At 46.9% G+C, this 14,798-nt stretch carries 17 protein-coding genes; 5 read left to right on the top strand and 12 right to left on the bottom strand.

Annotation, left to right across the window (positions count from 1 at the left end):
- Window positions 1-118: 118 nt before the first annotated feature.
- The 3 genes from VIS94_17360 to VIS94_17350 are packed head-to-tail and all read right to left on the bottom strand — an operon-like array spanning window position 119 to window position 3,983.
- Complete coding sequence (locus tag VIS94_17360; GenBank protein HEY9162848.1) at window positions 119-1,015, bottom strand: patatin-like phospholipase family protein; 897 nt, start codon at window positions 1,013-1,015, stop codon at window positions 119-121.
- On the bottom strand, window positions 1,012-2,325 hold the full coding sequence (locus VIS94_17355; protein HEY9162847.1) for a histone deacetylase: 1,314 nt from the start codon (window positions 2,323-2,325) through the stop codon (window positions 1,012-1,014). Before VIS94_17355 ends, VIS94_17360 begins: the two co-directional genes overlap by 4 nt.
- Entirely contained in the window at window positions 2,322-3,983 is a 1,662-nt protein-coding gene (locus VIS94_17350; protein ID HEY9162846.1) for a hydantoinase/oxoprolinase family protein, read from the bottom strand. The genes VIS94_17355 and VIS94_17350 overlap by 4 nt, the downstream gene beginning before the upstream one ends.
- Window positions 3,984-4,093: 110 nt before the next feature.
- Here VIS94_17350 and VIS94_17345 point away from each other — a divergent pair, with 110 nt between their 5' ends.
- Window positions 4,094-5,416 (top strand): hypothetical protein, encoded by a 1,323-nt coding sequence (locus VIS94_17345; protein ID HEY9162845.1) that lies wholly within the window; start codon window positions 4,094-4,096, stop codon window positions 5,414-5,416.
- Window positions 5,413-6,723, top strand: a complete 1,311-nt coding sequence (miaB, locus tag VIS94_17340; GenBank protein ID HEY9162844.1) for a tRNA (N6-isopentenyl adenosine(37)-C2)-methylthiotransferase MiaB — start codon at window positions 5,413-5,415, stop codon at window positions 6,721-6,723. Before VIS94_17345 ends, miaB begins: the two co-directional genes overlap by 4 nt.
- A gap of 34 nt (window positions 6,724-6,757) precedes the next feature.
- Here miaB and VIS94_17335 read toward each other — a convergent pair whose 3' ends face one another.
- The 4 genes from VIS94_17335 to VIS94_17320 all read right to left on the bottom strand — a co-directional run bounded on the left by VIS94_17335 (window position 6,758) and on the right by VIS94_17320 (window position 9,737).
- On the bottom strand, window positions 6,758-7,489 hold the full coding sequence (locus VIS94_17335) for a hypothetical protein (GenBank protein ID HEY9162843.1): 732 nt from the start codon (window positions 7,487-7,489) through the stop codon (window positions 6,758-6,760).
- Between the two features lie 22 nt (window positions 7,490-7,511).
- Window positions 7,512-8,348 (bottom strand): SDR family oxidoreductase, encoded by an 837-nt coding sequence (locus VIS94_17330; GenBank protein HEY9162842.1) that lies wholly within the window; start codon window positions 8,346-8,348, stop codon window positions 7,512-7,514.
- Between the two features lie 19 nt (window positions 8,349-8,367).
- Window positions 8,368-8,835: a MarR family transcriptional regulator gene (locus VIS94_17325; GenBank protein ID HEY9162841.1), complete on the bottom strand. Its 468-nt coding sequence runs from the start codon at window positions 8,833-8,835 to the stop codon at window positions 8,368-8,370.
- A gap of 101 nt (window positions 8,836-8,936) precedes the next feature.
- Window positions 8,937-9,737, bottom strand: a complete 801-nt coding sequence (locus tag VIS94_17320; protein HEY9162840.1) for a polysaccharide deacetylase family protein — start codon at window positions 9,735-9,737, stop codon at window positions 8,937-8,939.
- Window positions 9,738-10,023: 286 nt separating this feature from the next.
- Between VIS94_17320 and VIS94_17315 the strand changes: the two genes are divergently transcribed.
- Window positions 10,024-10,248: a ferritin family protein gene (locus tag VIS94_17315; GenBank protein HEY9162839.1), complete on the top strand. Its 225-nt coding sequence runs from the start codon at window positions 10,024-10,026 to the stop codon at window positions 10,246-10,248.
- A gap of 154 nt (window positions 10,249-10,402) precedes the next feature.
- The gene (locus tag VIS94_17310) at window positions 10,403-11,281 is read left to right on the top strand and encodes an ROK family protein (GenBank protein HEY9162838.1); all 879 of its coding nucleotides are present in this window, start codon (window positions 10,403-10,405) and stop codon (window positions 11,279-11,281) included.
- A gap of 15 nt (window positions 11,282-11,296) precedes the next feature.
- Here VIS94_17310 and VIS94_17305 read toward each other — a convergent pair whose 3' ends face one another.
- Genes VIS94_17305 through VIS94_17285 form a run of 5 tightly spaced genes read right to left on the bottom strand, consistent with a single transcriptional unit; the run spans window position 11,297 to window position 13,938 of the window.
- Window positions 11,297-11,584, bottom strand: a complete 288-nt coding sequence (locus tag VIS94_17305; GenBank protein ID HEY9162837.1) for a helix-hairpin-helix domain-containing protein — start codon at window positions 11,582-11,584, stop codon at window positions 11,297-11,299.
- A 19-nt stretch (window positions 11,585-11,603) separates the two neighbouring features.
- Window positions 11,604-11,969, bottom strand: a complete 366-nt coding sequence (locus VIS94_17300; GenBank protein HEY9162836.1) for a DUF6713 family protein — start codon at window positions 11,967-11,969, stop codon at window positions 11,604-11,606.
- 44 nt (window positions 11,970-12,013) lie between these two features.
- Entirely contained in the window at window positions 12,014-12,949 is a 936-nt protein-coding gene (locus tag VIS94_17295) for an alpha/beta hydrolase (GenBank protein HEY9162835.1), read from the bottom strand.
- Window positions 12,950-13,006: 57 nt separating this feature from the next.
- Complete coding sequence (locus VIS94_17290) at window positions 13,007-13,546, bottom strand: DUF3795 domain-containing protein (protein ID HEY9162834.1); 540 nt, start codon at window positions 13,544-13,546, stop codon at window positions 13,007-13,009.
- Window positions 13,547-13,548: 2 nt separating this feature from the next.
- The gene (locus VIS94_17285) at window positions 13,549-13,938 is read right to left on the bottom strand and encodes a cupin domain-containing protein (protein HEY9162833.1); all 390 of its coding nucleotides are present in this window, start codon (window positions 13,936-13,938) and stop codon (window positions 13,549-13,551) included.
- A 154-nt stretch (window positions 13,939-14,092) separates the two neighbouring features.
- Between VIS94_17285 and VIS94_17280 the strand changes: the two genes are divergently transcribed.
- Window positions 14,093-14,776, top strand: coding sequence for a lysoplasmalogenase family protein (locus VIS94_17280; GenBank protein ID HEY9162832.1), 684 nt, complete (start codon window positions 14,093-14,095; stop codon window positions 14,774-14,776).
- The last annotated feature ends 22 nt before the right edge of the window (window positions 14,777-14,798 follow it).

The following is a 14,798-nucleotide window of genomic DNA, read 5'->3' as shown; positions in this document are numbered from 1 at the left end:
ACCCTCATTCAAGATGATATCGAGGAGGCCAGGAGGAGGCGACGCAAGCATACTTTAACGTATGCTGAGGAGCATTCCGACGCAGCCGACAAAGGTAGTGCTTGAATGAGAGTTGGAATCAATAGAACCAGTAGATATCCTTTTTAATCTCATCTATCTTGGCCCTGCCCGCCTTATAGCCTTGTTCCACAAAATAATCGATGCGGTCAAAATCATACCAGTGTTGAGAATGGATTTCCGGGGTGATGACACAGTCGAGATCATTGCACAGATAGATGTCCATGAAATCCCTGGTTATGTCATAACTTCTGAAAATAACATCAAAGGTGTTTTTCAGTTCGTTATCGGGATCAGTCAGAGGCTCAATACCTTTCCTCACATTCACGCCGATTATGTAGTCAGGATTAAATGTCTTCGCCAGGTGTACAGGCACCATCTCCGCCACTCCTCCGTCAACCAGCAGCATATCATGCATGCTTATGGGAGGGAAATATCCCGGGATGGCACTGCTTGCCTGAAGAGCACCGCACAGGCTGCCTTCCGAGAACACAATCGGGTCGCCGGTAATGAGATCAATCGCCTGGCATTTAAACGGTATCGTCATATCCTCAAAAGACCTGTCTCCTACGAGAAGTCTCATGTTCATGACAAACGTTTCCTGGGTCAGAATTGATAGATTGTTGACCGCCTTGGTATAGAAATACCCTTTTTTGAATGTCGCCTGAATGCGTTCGAAAAACGAATGGGCCGATTCCCTTTCCATTGATTTTATCTCTTTCTGAGCGTCCTTGAAAAAAGGTGAATCCATGTATTCCCTGACCCTCTTTTCAACTTCGTTTATATCCCTGTAAATGCTGTACAATGAGCCAATTATCGCCCCGAAGGATACTCCGGCAATCGCATCTATCGGGATCCCGGCCTCTTTCAGGGCCTTCAGCACACCGATATGGGCAAGCCCCCTCGCGCTTCCTGCGCCAAGGGCCAGCACCACTTTTCTTTTCCTTCTGATCTTCATCCTTTTCTCGATGTAAATATGTCCTTGTCCATGTCCTGCATCTGCACGAAGTCGAAGCCTTCCGCAGAATCAAACCATTCAATACCCTGAGACCTGCAACTTTCGCATGCGCCCCTCGGTATATGAACACAGGTTGCGCTGTTTCCGGTTGACGCCCTTGTCTCAATCCTGAATACCCCTGGACAGTCGCACATCTTCTTAAACTCGGCCTGTCTGTCAACTATATTGTCGGTGTCATATCTTACGGTCTTGCGGCGCTCGACTATGCCTTCCTTTTTCAGGGGTATTCCCTGCCTCTTGCGCCAGTAATTAAGCATCGAGTCACATAAGCCTGCAATATACTTCATCTCGACTGAGGCCTGCTTGAACCTGTCAGGCCTGAAATCAGGCTCTTTCAGATATGAATAATCCACGCCTGCAAGGGAAAGTATTATGCCCGTATTGATATACGGCAGGGCCATTTCTATGGAATAGCCGCCTTCCAGGACGCATATGTCAGGGGAAACGATTTCGGTGAGTCTTGCATAACCTCCCGCAGTGAACTGCATGTCGGTGATGGGGTCGGAATAGTGGTTGTCCTGCCCGGCCGAGTTTATGACAATATCAGGTTTGAATTCATCGAGTATCGGCCTGATCAGGTTTTCAGCTACATATATGAATCCGTCGTCGGTCGTTCCGGGAGGAAGCGGCACATTCAGCGTCATCCCCCTCGCCCCTGAACCGCCCAGATCTTCAGGAAATCCGGACCAGGGATAGAGCGTCCTTCCATCCTGATGCACGGAAATAAAGAGTATATCCGGGTCATGCCAGAAAATATCCTGTGTGCCGTCTCCATGATGGCAGTCGGTGTCTACGATAACAATTTTCTTGATATGCGGGTAATTCGTCCTGATCCATTCAACCATGATCGCTTCCATGTTGATATTGCAGAAACCCCTGCAACCGTGGACGACACGCATGGAATGATGACCTGGAGGCCTTACAAGTGCGAATGACCTGTCCACCTTCTTCTCAAGCACAAGCCTTGCGGCCTCGATGCAGCCGCCCGCTGATATCCTGTGGGAATCCGTTATAACCGAATCTATGTCCGGAAGACAGAAATGAACCCTTGATATGTCCTTATCCGTTGCAATTCCGGCCTTGAATTCGCTTATCCCTTCAATGTCAAGCAACCCCTCCTCGATGACCTGATCATGGGTGTAAAGAAGGCGCTCTTTCCTTTCCGGATGGAAGGCCGATATCTCCCAGTCATAGGCCGGAAAGAAAATAAGCCCGGTTCTGTTTTTTGCCTTGATCCTTCCTGTCTTCACCCTGAAGCCTTTCTTCTGAATTCCGGTATGATCCCGGGCCTGGTCTGGAGCTTGAGCCTCATATTCCTGCCCACAGTCCTGAACCCGCTGACCATGTTGAAGCACTGCTCTTCAACGACATCAATTCCGTAGTCATCTGCAAGGCCAAGAAAAACAGCATTTTTTTTCAAGAGTCTTTCCCCGCTGCTTTTCAAGTCTTCAATCATATACGTGGGAGGTATTATATCTTCAGCTTCAAGTTCAGGGCATATCATCTGTTTTCGCTGGGTATCTGCAAGGAGAGTTATCCTGGCCGTCGTCTTAGAGACCGCTGCGCCTATGGCATTTGCAACATCATAATTTTCAGGTACTACGCAGGGTATGCCCAACTCCTCCTCAATAAATGTTTTCAGCGCTAGTGCCGGACCCCCGATCAGTATAATCTTCTCAGGTTTGACGGTTTCAGGATGAAGCATTTCATATATGGTATAGACAGGATTCGCATTCACATCTTCCAGAAAATCCGTGTACGCATTTTTTATTATGCCCACCATCTGTCTGATAATAGTCTTTGCTGTTTCTTCGACATTCATCCCGCAGGCCGAAGCAATATCGCTTACGGCTTTTACCGCCTTATCCTCGCTGCCTGTTTTTACATAGCCCAGCACCCTCAAGGCATCCATTACCGTGGGAACAGTTCCGCCCAGACAGCACGGAGGCCCTTTTCTTGAGGGGCCCACTTGTATATTTCCCTTATCGACAATAACAGCCGAATCGCCGCCTGCACCGACTGAAACTGTTTTCAGGCCTCTCACAAGGGTTTTGAGACCTTTAATGCTTATGCCTTTCGGTTCGAATACGGGCAGGCCAAGCGCAAGTAGCCCTATATCAGTCGTGGTGCCTCCAATATCGAGCACTGCGGCACATTTTTCATCCGGCCTTAATGCAAAAGCCCCCATTATGCTGGCTGCCGGTCCCGAAATGATTGTTTCAACAGGAAGCCTTTCCGCGGCAGATGAAGAGAATGTCCCGCCGTCCGCCTTCAAAAAGAGAATTCTGGATTTGATTCCCAGTCCGGCAAATGCTTTTTTGACTGAAGAGACAAAACGGGCCTGAACAGGCAGAACGCCTGCATTAAAAAATACCGTATGGATTCTTCTTGGAAAATTGAGGCTGCCGCTCATCTGGTGCCCCATTGTAACGTATTTGAACCTTCCTTCTATCATGAATTTTATCCTGAGTTCATGATAATGATTTCTTACCGAAAATTTCGATACTATGCCGACCGAATCAATCCCCGAATCCTTGAGCAGCCGCGCGGCACGCTCCACTCCAGGCTCATCGAGAGGTATATATTGCCTGCCCCTGTGGTCTATGGCGCCTTCAATAAGATGAAAATCCCTGTTGAGGAAATATGATTTAGGATTGACGCCGGGCCCTGCACTCACAAACATCCCCGCCCTTTCAAGCCTGTTTTCGATTATCGCATTGGTGGTAAGGGTTGTCGAAAGTACAACTCTCTTGATGCCATCGTAATCGATATTCATGGATGAAACCCCTGCAGTGATTGATTCGACAATATCGGGGGCTGTTTCCACCTTCATGGATGAAACAACCTCTCCCTTGCTGATACATACAACATCAGTATGAGTACCGCCGACATCAATGCCAAGTATCATAAAGTCCCTCGGGATATTAAATATTGATTGTATATCTTTTATCACAACTTGAAGCTTTTATCTCTATCTGATATGAAACCCTTCAATCCCGGTATGGAGGAATAATTTTTGTGAGAAAGCTTGACTTTATATTTGTTTCATTATTCATATTGCTTTCAGCCGCATGTTCCGCTGACGGGCCTGATATTACGTCAGTCTCCCTTTCAGACCGTTACCCTGTCACCGAACAGAAAATAGTCCTGGGAGTGTCCTGTCTGACCAACAATCCTCCCATGACGTACACCTGGAATTGTGACAGTTCAGACAGCTACTTTCAGGACGGCAACGGAAATATTATAACACCGGGAACGGTTACCAGCTTGTATGGTCTGTACTGGGTGGCTCCCCGGACACCGGGAACCTATACCGTGACATGCACCATCGGAGACAAACTGGATGATAAGACGGAGACGGCATGTTTCATAATTAATGTTTCAGCCCGAGGAATCATACAGCTTATGAACGCAAACCCTGCAACAGCTGAATCCATAAGTTATGACGTGAATACAATGTCCGGCGGAATATTTGCAGTGGTGTCCGGCGACAAGAACAGTGACGGAACTGTCTCAAACAATGTAAAGATGTTCACATCCGTAATGTTCAAAATTGATATGGGCTGGGGTGGAACCTACCCTCTGGAAGCAATTTATCCCATATATTATTCAATATTTTACGCTACCTCTTATGTTATATGGGGGGGCTATATGAACGGTGACAGTTTATCACTGGTCGATCACAGTTCATCGGCGGATGATATCGTATATACAAAGACAACAAGCCCAACCGACTCCGTCAACAGTCTCACTCTTATCAACGACAATATCTGGATCTCGGCAGATTCGGGCTTATGGAAGTTTGATACAATAACAACAGGTTTTACAAATCAGATCCCCTATGAATCATACAATGCCGATAATTCAGGCAGTCTTTCCGCGGTCGCAACCTCTATGGGCGTATACTACTGCACTACAAACGCCATGAACTGGGAGCATCTCCCATCTGATTCAGGTGAAAAAACACTTTCTGTGGTTGCGAAGTCAAGTCCGCTTAACATCTTCGCCCTGCTTGATAACGGTAAGCTTATGCAATATTACAAACCTGATGGAATAACATGGAGTTCCTCAGATATAACGCCAACGGGTATTGACATCAGCAGCGTGTCCAAAATTTCAAAAGACCCGAAAGGCAGAATATGGGTAGGCAAATACAGATATAATCCGTCACCGGCTGCCGGAGAAGACCAGTGGTTCAATCCCGACACGCAAGGGGTATTCCCTGCCGGCCTTGTTTTTGATTATACCATTGTGAGCGCCGAAGGTCTTGTTTATTTCAGGACTGCGGACGGTCAGCTCTGGGTATGGGGAAAGACGCCTGATCCATTTTATCCTGAATGAAGGGCAAAGTTCAGATATTCACCTATGGCTGCCAGATGAACGACCTGGACAGCCAGAAAATTTATTCATCCCTTGCCGGGCTTGGCTACAATGAAACAACCGATTCCGAAAACGCCGATGTAATAATCCTGAACACCTGTTCGGTAAGAAAAAAGGCCGAGGAAAAGACTCTGAGCAATCTTGGGCGGCTCAAGTATCTTAAGAAGAAGAGGCCCGGGGTAACAATAATCGTCACCGGCTGCGTGGCCCAGCAGGAAGGCGAAGCTCTTATTGCAAAGATGCCGTATATAGATGCGGTTGTAGGCACTCATCAGCTTCACAGAATTCCTGAGATCGTTCAGAATGTCAGAGAATCCCGCTCTCAGGAAATCCATACGGCTTTCTCCGAGTTCATCCCGTCTCTTGAACTTATTCCGGAGAAATCTTTTATCCGTCCAGGCCACAGGGCATACATAAACATCATGCAGGGCTGCGACAACTACTGCTCATACTGCATCGTTCCCTATGTAAGGGGCCGAGAGATCAGCCGCGACTGGAGAAATGTAATCGATGAAGTAAGGATACATGCAGAGAGGGGCGTAAAGGAAATCTTCCTTCTCGGGCAGAATGTGAACTCGTATGCAGGGGGCATAAGTTTCGGGGCGCTTCTCAAAAAGATTGCTGAAGTTGACGGCATAACAAGGATACGATTCACAACCTCACACCCTAAAGATGTGAGTCCCGAACTCATCGACTGTTTTGCGAGTCTCGACAATCTCTGCAGCCATATCCACCTGCCCTTTCAGTCAGGCTCTGACAAGGTACTGAAGGCGATGAACCGCAACTATACGTTTGATTCCTATTTAAGGCTTGTGAGCGAACTCAGGAAGGCCAGGCCGGATATCGCCTTCAGCGCGGACACAATGGTAGGGTTTTCCACGGAAACCGATGATGATTTCAGGAGAACTCTCGACCTGATCGAAGCTGTAAGGTTCGATGTGCTCTATTCGTTCAAATATTCGCCAAGGCCCGGCACCGTTGCTGCCGGTATCGAGGATGACGTCCCTATAGAGCTCAAAAAGGAGCGGCTTTCAATCCTCCAGACCATTCAGAACAGAATAACGCTTGAGATAAACCGCTCAAGGGCAGGTCAGACATTTGAAGTGCTCGTTGACGGGCCGAGCCAGAAAAATCCTTCTCAGATATTCGGACGCACCACCCATAATACGATAGTGAATTTCGTGGGGCCCCTGTCCCTTGTAGGCCATGAGGCCGTGGTAAAAATAACGCGCGGCAACAAAAACACCCTGACAGGCGAAGTCGTTTAACTTGTCTGACTTCCGTTTACTTCACACCCAGGCGTCAAAACTGCTCGCATTCTTTTGAAGTCTTCTGTTTGCGGCCGAATTCCACTCCGTCTATTACGGCCCTCATGCCGCAGAAGGATTCCTTGCAACCGCCGTTCATATCTTCAATCAGTATTGTGTTCCTTTTTATGCGGATATTAATCCTGCAATCTTTCGGATAGTCCGGATTATTTCTCTCAGGGACAGACTGATATGCAGTGCCTTTGTAAACCGCCTCGCCGTCCATCGAGCAGGTATGGCCGTTTGCACCAACGAGAATGAAAGAGAAATAAATCCTGTCTCCTTTGGATTTCTTTATTGTCAGGCAGTCCGTGGTCCTTGCCGGCTCATCCCTGCCGGTATCGGGATTATGGATATAGTTGTCCCTGGTTATTGTATAGTTTCCAAAAATATCCCTGTCGTTTTTATCAGCAGGTTCATTCCACTTATTGAGCTCGGCTGTTCTTTCCTGATAAGCCTTCTTCAGGCAGGACACATCCCTGCATGCATTCCGGGTGTTTTTAAGCCACAGCTTCTGGTCCGCCGACAGCGGGGCCGAATCCGAGGCCCCGGCCACTGCCTTTTTGTATGCAGCGGTCATGCTTTCATCCATCAGGCTTAAATCGGGATTTCCGCAGATCATCTTCTCTATGGAGGAAGATGCCCTTTCACAGTTGAAGCCTGCCGCAACAGAAATTGCTGGTATAAGAACAATCAACGCCGTGAAAATGATTCTAATGTTTCCCATAGGTCTGCCTTCCCTATCGGGTCTATCTTAAGATTATGGAATCTTTTCTTCCGGTCATGTTCTTTGATGAAGTGGCAATGCCGAGCACCCTGCATAAAAAGTCCATGGCGCCTATCGGCAGGATGGCCTTAACAAGGGGCAGAGTATAAACGCTCGACGGCACGCCTATCATCGCCCTGCCGTTTTTGATGCCTTCTATGATTTTCACGGTCACATCTTCAGGCGTGAGCATTCTGGTGCCTTTTACAGCCTGCGCTCCTTCAAACATGCCGGTTGAAACCGTATTCGGACATACATATATGAATTTAATCTTTTTCTGTCCCGCCAGAGCCATTTCCTGTCTGAGAGATTCGGTTAGTCCTACGACGGCAAATTTTGATGCACAGTAGTCAGAAATATAAGGTACTCCCAGCAGACCGCCTGCAGATGCCATATTAACTATGACGCCCTCGCCTTTTGAAACCATGTCGGGAAGAAATGCCTTTGTAGTCCAGAAAATCGACATGAGGTTTACGGCAATAAGCTTTTCAATCACCTCATCCGTCTTTTGCAAAAAGGGCGCAGAGCGGACGACTCCCGCATTGTTAACGAGGATGTCAATCGTGCCGAATTCCTTCTTCAACTTTTCCGCAAGCGAATATATATTCCACTTATCGGAGATATCGCATACATAGGCGGCAATCTGACCCGATGGCGCCAGTTCCTTTGTTGCGGCTGCAAGCTCGGCTTCCCTGATATCTACTATCGCCACACGCGCACCTTCCTTCAGAAAAAGCCCGGCCATGGATTTCCCCATGCCCATCGCACCGCCTGTCACAAGTACATTCTTTCCTCTTAACTCGATTTTGCAGCAGCCCACAAAAAACCTCCTTATCTGGTTATTCACCCTTGGTTTGGTTTATATTCTCAACTCCCAGAATCCTGCCCATGTTGTCCGCTGTTTTTATGAAATGATTCAACGTTCTGGCATCATATTGTCTCGAGGTCTCGGATATGATTTTATATGTATCTTCTTCCAGTTTCTGTACAATCTCCTCACCGCTTGTGGTCAGATAGACATGGACACCACGCCTGTCCTCTTCGGCGTAAACCCTTTTCACGTAACCAGCCTCTTCAAGCTTCCCGAAAAGCCTCGTGGCGCTGCTGAACGGAAGGCCTATCCCGTCCACCAGTTCACGCATGCGCTGGGGATTTTTTCTCCTGAGCATCTGCAGGGCAAGTATGGCGGTGTAGTCCAGTCCGAAGGTATTGATCTTCTGCCTTTCAAACCTGTAAACGGCAAGAAGGGCGTTGAACAGAAGATCATCCAGTTCCTTTCTTGGGATGTTAATGGGATTTTTCTTCATGACAATAAAATAACACTATTATTTCCATATTGCAATTATATTGATGTGGAAATATTCCATTGCCGTGAATTTAATGTATAAGTTACAGACAAAAATCTGATTCAATTTTCAAGTGAAGCGATCTGCATGCCTTCTGGAGAAGGGCATTTCCGGAATTGAAGCAGGTATTTCAAAGGCACAATCCTGAAGCCTTTTTCCCTGATTCCAGTGACTATCCTTTCCAGTTCATCAGGGGTCCATGGGGTTTCATGAAAAAGTATTATGTCTCCGTCCCGGACATTCGACACCACCCTGCCGGTAAGGTCATTTCCTGAAAGTCCGGCCCAGTCGAGAGAATCAAGACTCCAGAGCACTCCCGTAAGCTTGTTTCCGGCAAGCGCATTCTTCAGATTATCATTGAAGGCACCATAAGGCGGTCTGAAATATTCGGACGTTATTCCCAGACTCTCAAACACATACCGCGCCTTTTCGACTTCCTCAAAGCATTTTTCCCTATCATAAGCGGTGTACTTTTCATGTGAATATCCGTGAATATATGTCTCGAAAAGCGGCTCCCTGTACTGTACGATATTCTCGAAATTCATATTTTCAGCCACGAGAAAAAACGCGGCATGACACTCAAGCTCCTTAAGAATTGAGAGGATCTTACCGGAATTTTCGGACGGGCCGTCATCAAAGGTTATGGCAACAATTTTTTCCTTGCTCGAAACACCAAAGACGAATGCATCCTTCAGCTTGATGTCCTTTCGGCTCAGATAATCGGCATACTGGTCATAAAACAGGAACCTGCACGGTTCGGCTTTTTCCTCTTTCGCCAATTTTCCGCCGAGCCAGGCGCACCCGTTCAGGACAGCAAGAACTATAAACAGGCATGCCGCAAATGCAGTAAATCCTTTCTTCATTTTTTAATTTCCTTAGAATCTTTCCAGGGAATCCATTTTATACACATCCCTTCGTCGCATATCCTTGCATGAAAGCCCTGAGCCTGTTTCCGGTTTTCATTTTCGCCCTCCTTCGTACCCCTGATCGGCAAGAGTACGGATCAACCTTTATCATTTTAATTAAGTTTACTTTGGCAAATCACGGGCGCTGACTTGATATTCCGCAGTATGTACAGGCAGATTAATCATATGAGCCAGATTTACCGATAGACAGAAATATTATTACCAAAAAAAATTAGGAGGCATTATGTCAACCCTTACACAAAAACAGGAAAAACTGCTTCTTCTTTTTAAGAAAGCGATAAAGGGGGAACAGGATGCGCAAAGACTGTACGCCGAGATGCTGGACAGCAGTGATGATCCTTCAATAAAAGATATTATCAGGGAATTCATATTGCAGGAGAAAAACCATGAGGAACTGCTTCTGAAAAAATATAAAATTCTCAGGAATACCGATGAGTTCAAAGATTAGCCGTCTTGGAATTTAAGTGATATTCCGCATTCCGGCATACCACGATGTACAGAATACACGACTTGCTTACATCATTTTTGCAAGCTTAAAGTTGACATTTCTCGAATTGCCAAGAAGCAGGATGCTACAATGAAAAGACAAAAGGACAGCTGTAATGGATTTTGATGATAACGGTATTTATATCGGGCTGGATATAGGTGGGACAAAGCTGCTTGTCGCCTCGGCCGATTCCTCGGGCGGCATTATAAGAAGGATTCAGACTGGAACCCCGGTGAAGCTTGCCGACGGACTCAACCTGATTGACTCCATGATCGAAGAAGTTTCCAGCGGAAGACGTATAAAATCAATAGGCGCTGCAATCGGCGGACCTCTTGACTGGCAGGCTGGTATTGTTTCGCCGCTTCATCAGCCGGCATGGAGGAACGTGCCCTTAAAGAAGATCATGACCGGAAAATGGCACTGCGATTTTCATGTTGATGTCGATACAAATATTGCAGCGCTGGGAGAATACTACTTCGGCGGAGAAAAGTCTCAAAGGCTTCTCTATCTTACAATCAGCACCGGCATGGGCGGCGGATACATCGTGGGCGGCCGTATATACAGGGGATCAGGAGGCGCACACCCTGAAGCGGGCCACCAGTCAATAAATTTCAGGTGCAGCCATCCTGAAAATATCGTCTGCGAATGCGGTGCTACTGACTGTTTAGAAGCCCTTGTCTCAGGCAACGGAATAAGGCGCATTTATGGCAAACCCGCCGAGGAACTTGACCCTGAAGAATGGGAAGAAGTAGCATATAACCTGGGCCAGGGACTTAGAAATCTTGCCGCAATATATCTTCCTGACGTTATAGTAATCGGAGGAGGCGTTGCCATAGGTGCCGGGGAAAATTTCATAAACGCCGCGGCAGATGTCATGGCAGGGTATCTGAAAATCGTTCCTGCGCCTGCTGTGAGGCTCAGCAGGCTCGGCTATGACACGGCGCTCATGGGTGCGATCGCCACAGCGATATACGGGCTTGATTCATGTGAATGAATATGAACCTTGATATCAGATTCTTCCTTTAACGAGCCTTTTTCTCTCATCTGTAAACGACCACCATGGAAGAGCGTCGCCGCTTTCCATGAAATGAACAGCCGCCATGAACACATCGATAACGCACGGGTCCTGTCTTTTTCCCGTCGCCCTGTTGAGCTTTTCATACAATTTAAAAGGGTCTTTTCCGATGAGCTTAGCCGGATGATCGATGCCTATGAGCCTGAGGTCTCCTGCAATAGCCTTGCCGATATTAGGAAGCTCTTCGAGCCTTGATACCGATTCTCTGTCCGGATTCTTCACCTTGAGTCCTCCACGACGTTCAAACAAAATACCGCACCGATAAAAGAAACAGGCATATTCCCGACAAGACATTAAGGTTGATTATTACATTTGAAATAATCAGGTTGAAATGCCCATTTCTTCTGACGATAATTTTATGAACTATAAAAGGAACAACCCCGCCTATGCCTGTTATAATGCCGAATACAAATCCGATGGTGCTCAATTTCTCAATCTCGATCAATCCATAGAAAATCAGAATGACAATCGGAACATGAAGGAGCAGAAAGCCGGTTATCTTTCCCGGAAGTCTTAGTATCTCCCATTCCTTTTCATAGGCAGACTCGATCTCATGCAGGATAAGCAGTGTTGCGTTTATTACATAAAGCATAGAGATAAATTTCATCTTCATTTCCTCCTTGAAATGAGATTTTTATAACTCTTCAAAGCTTACTTATCCGGTTTTCCCGAGAGCTTATCTATCGCCTTATCCAATGCCAGGTTGAATTCGTCGGATTTGTCCATCATCAGGAAATGATCGGCATTTTTTATAATGATCGCTTCGAAGGAAAACATATGCCTCCTGTTGGCCTTATAGTTGATCGCCGACATATCCCCATCCACCGTAATGACCGGAACGCGGATTTTATCGAATATCTTCGCAGCGTCCCCTGTAATGTACTGGGCCATCATATTGTTCATTGCACTCATGGCTACAGTTGGTGGTGCAGCCGAAATATCGGATAGAATCCATTCACTGAGTTTTTTATCGGTTCCGGGTAATATCATCTGTTTGATAAATTCACGGCTTCCTGTCCTAAAGTCTTTTTCAATAGGCTCAGTCATCATTTTAAGCTCTTTTTGTGTGAGCGGATACTCAATGTCCTGAAGCGTATCTATGCCGATCAGGCCTATGACATTATCAGGCATGAGCCCGGCGGCTTCCGCTATCACAGAACCGCCCATTGAATGGCCTATCAGGATGACTTTTCCGCCTCCCGCCGCATCGGCAACCGCCTTGACATCCTCTCCGAAAGACTTCATCGTATAATCCTTGCGCGACAGGCCGGAATTACCGTGGCCTGCAAGATCGATGACGACAACCCTGTATTTTTTTGAAAAATACGGAAGCTGCGCCCTCCAGTAACGCGAATCACAGCTCCAGCCATGCACGAAGACAAGGGTCGGCTCTCCTGCACCGTATATTTCATATGAAATCGGAACGCCGTCTTTTGATACGGCCATATGAGGCCAATTCGTCTCAGCCTGAAGAGGCACTGAATTCAATGCAATAATCATCAGAAAACCGCCCAGGCATATTGAAAGCTTAGCAGCAGTCCTGAAATTTGTTTCACCGTACGCTTTAATGATATCTGTCTTTTCCATAATTATTTATCCTTTCTTTTTCAGGTAATAATTTATCTTTTATTGTGCAGACCATCTTCAGTCATCACAAGTGAACAACATTTTCTTCAGATGCTTACCGATTGCTTCTTTATTTCTGGCCGCGTAATCACTGCCCGGTTCTTCGCCGCAATTCCTGCATTTAATATCGTAGGCGGAATTAATTGTCCGGCATTTATGGCAACTGTAGTTTTCCCGTATCTCCTTCAGCCAGTTCTCCCATCCCGCTGTCCTGATCCGGTCAAGGTCTTTGAAAAGCTCGATCCTGTGCGGCATTGCCGACTGAAATTCTTTCAAAGCTTCACATGGATACTCGTCACATTCCACACAGAAACCGATTCCCTTTTGAGCGGCGCAACCGGACATTTTGCATATCCTGCAGTAAGGGCCTCTCTTTTCCGCGAGGCACCCATAGCATTTCACTTCTTCCTCTGACATCTGAAACCGGCTGGCCATAGCCTTGAGCCTGGCCGGGTCTTCAGTGGTTGCGATATATAAGGAGCAAGCCTCACAGTAAAGACCGCATACCGCTGCCAGTTTTTTATCCTCTTTTGCCTGATGACTTTCCTCTTTTTTCATTTTTATCTTTTCCTGTTTTTTTTAGGGTTTGCCGGCCACAACCGGTCTTCATACTCTTTTGAAAAGCAGGGCGAGTTGGCAGTCAGATATTCCAGAACCTCATTTCCCGTATTTTTTATCCCGTGATTTCTGTTTGGCGGGATATGAATTGCGTCACCTGCGCAAACCTCCCGTCTCTCGTCTTCAATGATCATAAGCCCTTTACCGCTGATGATATAATAGCACTGTTCGGGTTCATGTGCATGAACAGGCTGCTCCGACCCGGCCGGAACCTCGGAAACCTGTATTGACAGATTTCCGCACGATGAGCTGTATGGGCTTATGAGCATGTATGAGGTGAGGGCTTCGAGCTTTCCGGTGTTCCTCCAATTATTTCTATTGAATATTTCCATATCATTTCATTTTCGGCATTAATCAGTATTTGTCAATGATGAAGCAAGCAGACAAAGCCTTATCCAAGACCCAATTCTTTTGAAATAGTGATTAAAGGCCGGATGTGGTATCGATAAAGAGAATCAAGTAAATATTATTCTCGGGGAGGCGGCCATGTATTATCTTATCCCGGTTCTTTTCGCAGTCGTGGGTATTGTAATCTACTGGTGGGCTCGCCAGCAGAACGACCTTTCGACCGTTTCGGTAGTCCAGCCCGTTATAACGATCCTGTGCATAATAACCGCCCTGCTCTCCTTCACCAGGCCTGGCACCAACAGAAAACTCACTGTCTGGCTCTCTGCAGGTCTTGCAATTGCTCTCCTTGGAGACTTTCTGAACCTCAACATGACCGACCCGTTCGTTGTCATAAGGGGCCTCGTAATCGCAATCATCGCCTACATGACATACGCCGTGGGGCTTACCGTAATAAACGGCTTTCACAGGCAGGACCTGTATGTGGGAGCGGCGGCCCTCGTTATATACGCAGGCGTCATGTCATATCTCTGGCCCTATCTCGGCAATATGAGGATACCCGGGATGATATACGGGCTCGTGCTACCGTTCGTCGTCACCAGGGCGGTTTCCACATTTTTCGGAAATAAGATATCAAAGACTCAGGCAACATTCCTTACAATCGGCACCGCCATGCTATATATAGGCGATGTCGAATTCGCCCTTCATACATACTCAAAGGTTGTGCCGATACTGTTCGGGCCTTTCCTCTATTCAGGGGGACAGCTTTTGATCGCGTTGAGCGCCTCATACGGCAAAAAGGTTTGCTCGGCCTTAAGCGACTGATTCGATTTTAGAATTCAGCCCT

It is taken from the genome of Desulfomonilia bacterium (assembly GCA_036567785.1).
In the GTDB taxonomy this organism is placed as follows: Bacteria; Desulfobacterota; Desulfomonilia; order UBA1062; family UBA1062; genus DATCTV01.
Note: the sequence above shows the minus strand (reverse complement) of the source record. Positions and strands in the feature narration are given on the sequence as shown.

What these genes read in the sequence shown, in the direction of transcription:
- VIS94_17360 (HEY9162848.1), bottom strand. Translation starts at nt 1,015, where the DNA reads ATGAAGATCAGAAGGAAAAGAAAAGTGGTGCTGGCCCTTGGCGCAGGA.
- VIS94_17350 (HEY9162846.1), bottom strand. Translation starts at nt 3,983, where the DNA reads ATGATACTTGGCATTGATGTCGGCGGTACTCATACTGATGTTGTATGT.
- miaB (HEY9162844.1), top strand. Translation starts at nt 5,413, where the DNA reads ATGAAGGGCAAAGTTCAGATATTCACCTATGGCTGCCAGATGAACGAC.
- VIS94_17335 (HEY9162843.1), bottom strand. Translation starts at nt 7,489, where the DNA reads ATGGGAAACATTAGAATCATTTTCACGGCGTTGATTGTTCTTATACCA.
- VIS94_17325 (HEY9162841.1), bottom strand. Translation starts at nt 8,835, where the DNA reads ATGAAGAAAAATCCCATTAACATCCCAAGAAAGGAACTGGATGATCTT.
- VIS94_17320 (HEY9162840.1), bottom strand. Translation starts at nt 9,737, where the DNA reads ATGAAGAAAGGATTTACTGCATTTGCGGCATGCCTGTTTATAGTTCTT.
- VIS94_17315 (HEY9162839.1), top strand. Translation starts at nt 10,024, where the DNA reads ATGTCAACCCTTACACAAAAACAGGAAAAACTGCTTCTTCTTTTTAAG.
- VIS94_17310 (HEY9162838.1), top strand. Translation starts at nt 10,403, where the DNA reads ATGGATTTTGATGATAACGGTATTTATATCGGGCTGGATATAGGTGGG.
- VIS94_17300 (HEY9162836.1), bottom strand. Translation starts at nt 11,969, where the DNA reads ATGAAATTTATCTCTATGCTTTATGTAATAAACGCAACACTGCTTATC.
- VIS94_17295 (HEY9162835.1), bottom strand. Translation starts at nt 12,949, where the DNA reads ATGGAAAAGACAGATATCATTAAAGCGTACGGTGAAACAAATTTCAGG.
- VIS94_17290 (HEY9162834.1), bottom strand. Translation starts at nt 13,546, where the DNA reads ATGAAAAAAGAGGAAAGTCATCAGGCAAAAGAGGATAAAAAACTGGCA.
- VIS94_17285 (HEY9162833.1), bottom strand. Translation starts at nt 13,938, where the DNA reads ATGGAAATATTCAATAGAAATAATTGGAGGAACACCGGAAAGCTCGAA.
- VIS94_17280 (HEY9162832.1), top strand. Translation starts at nt 14,093, where the DNA reads ATGTATTATCTTATCCCGGTTCTTTTCGCAGTCGTGGGTATTGTAATC.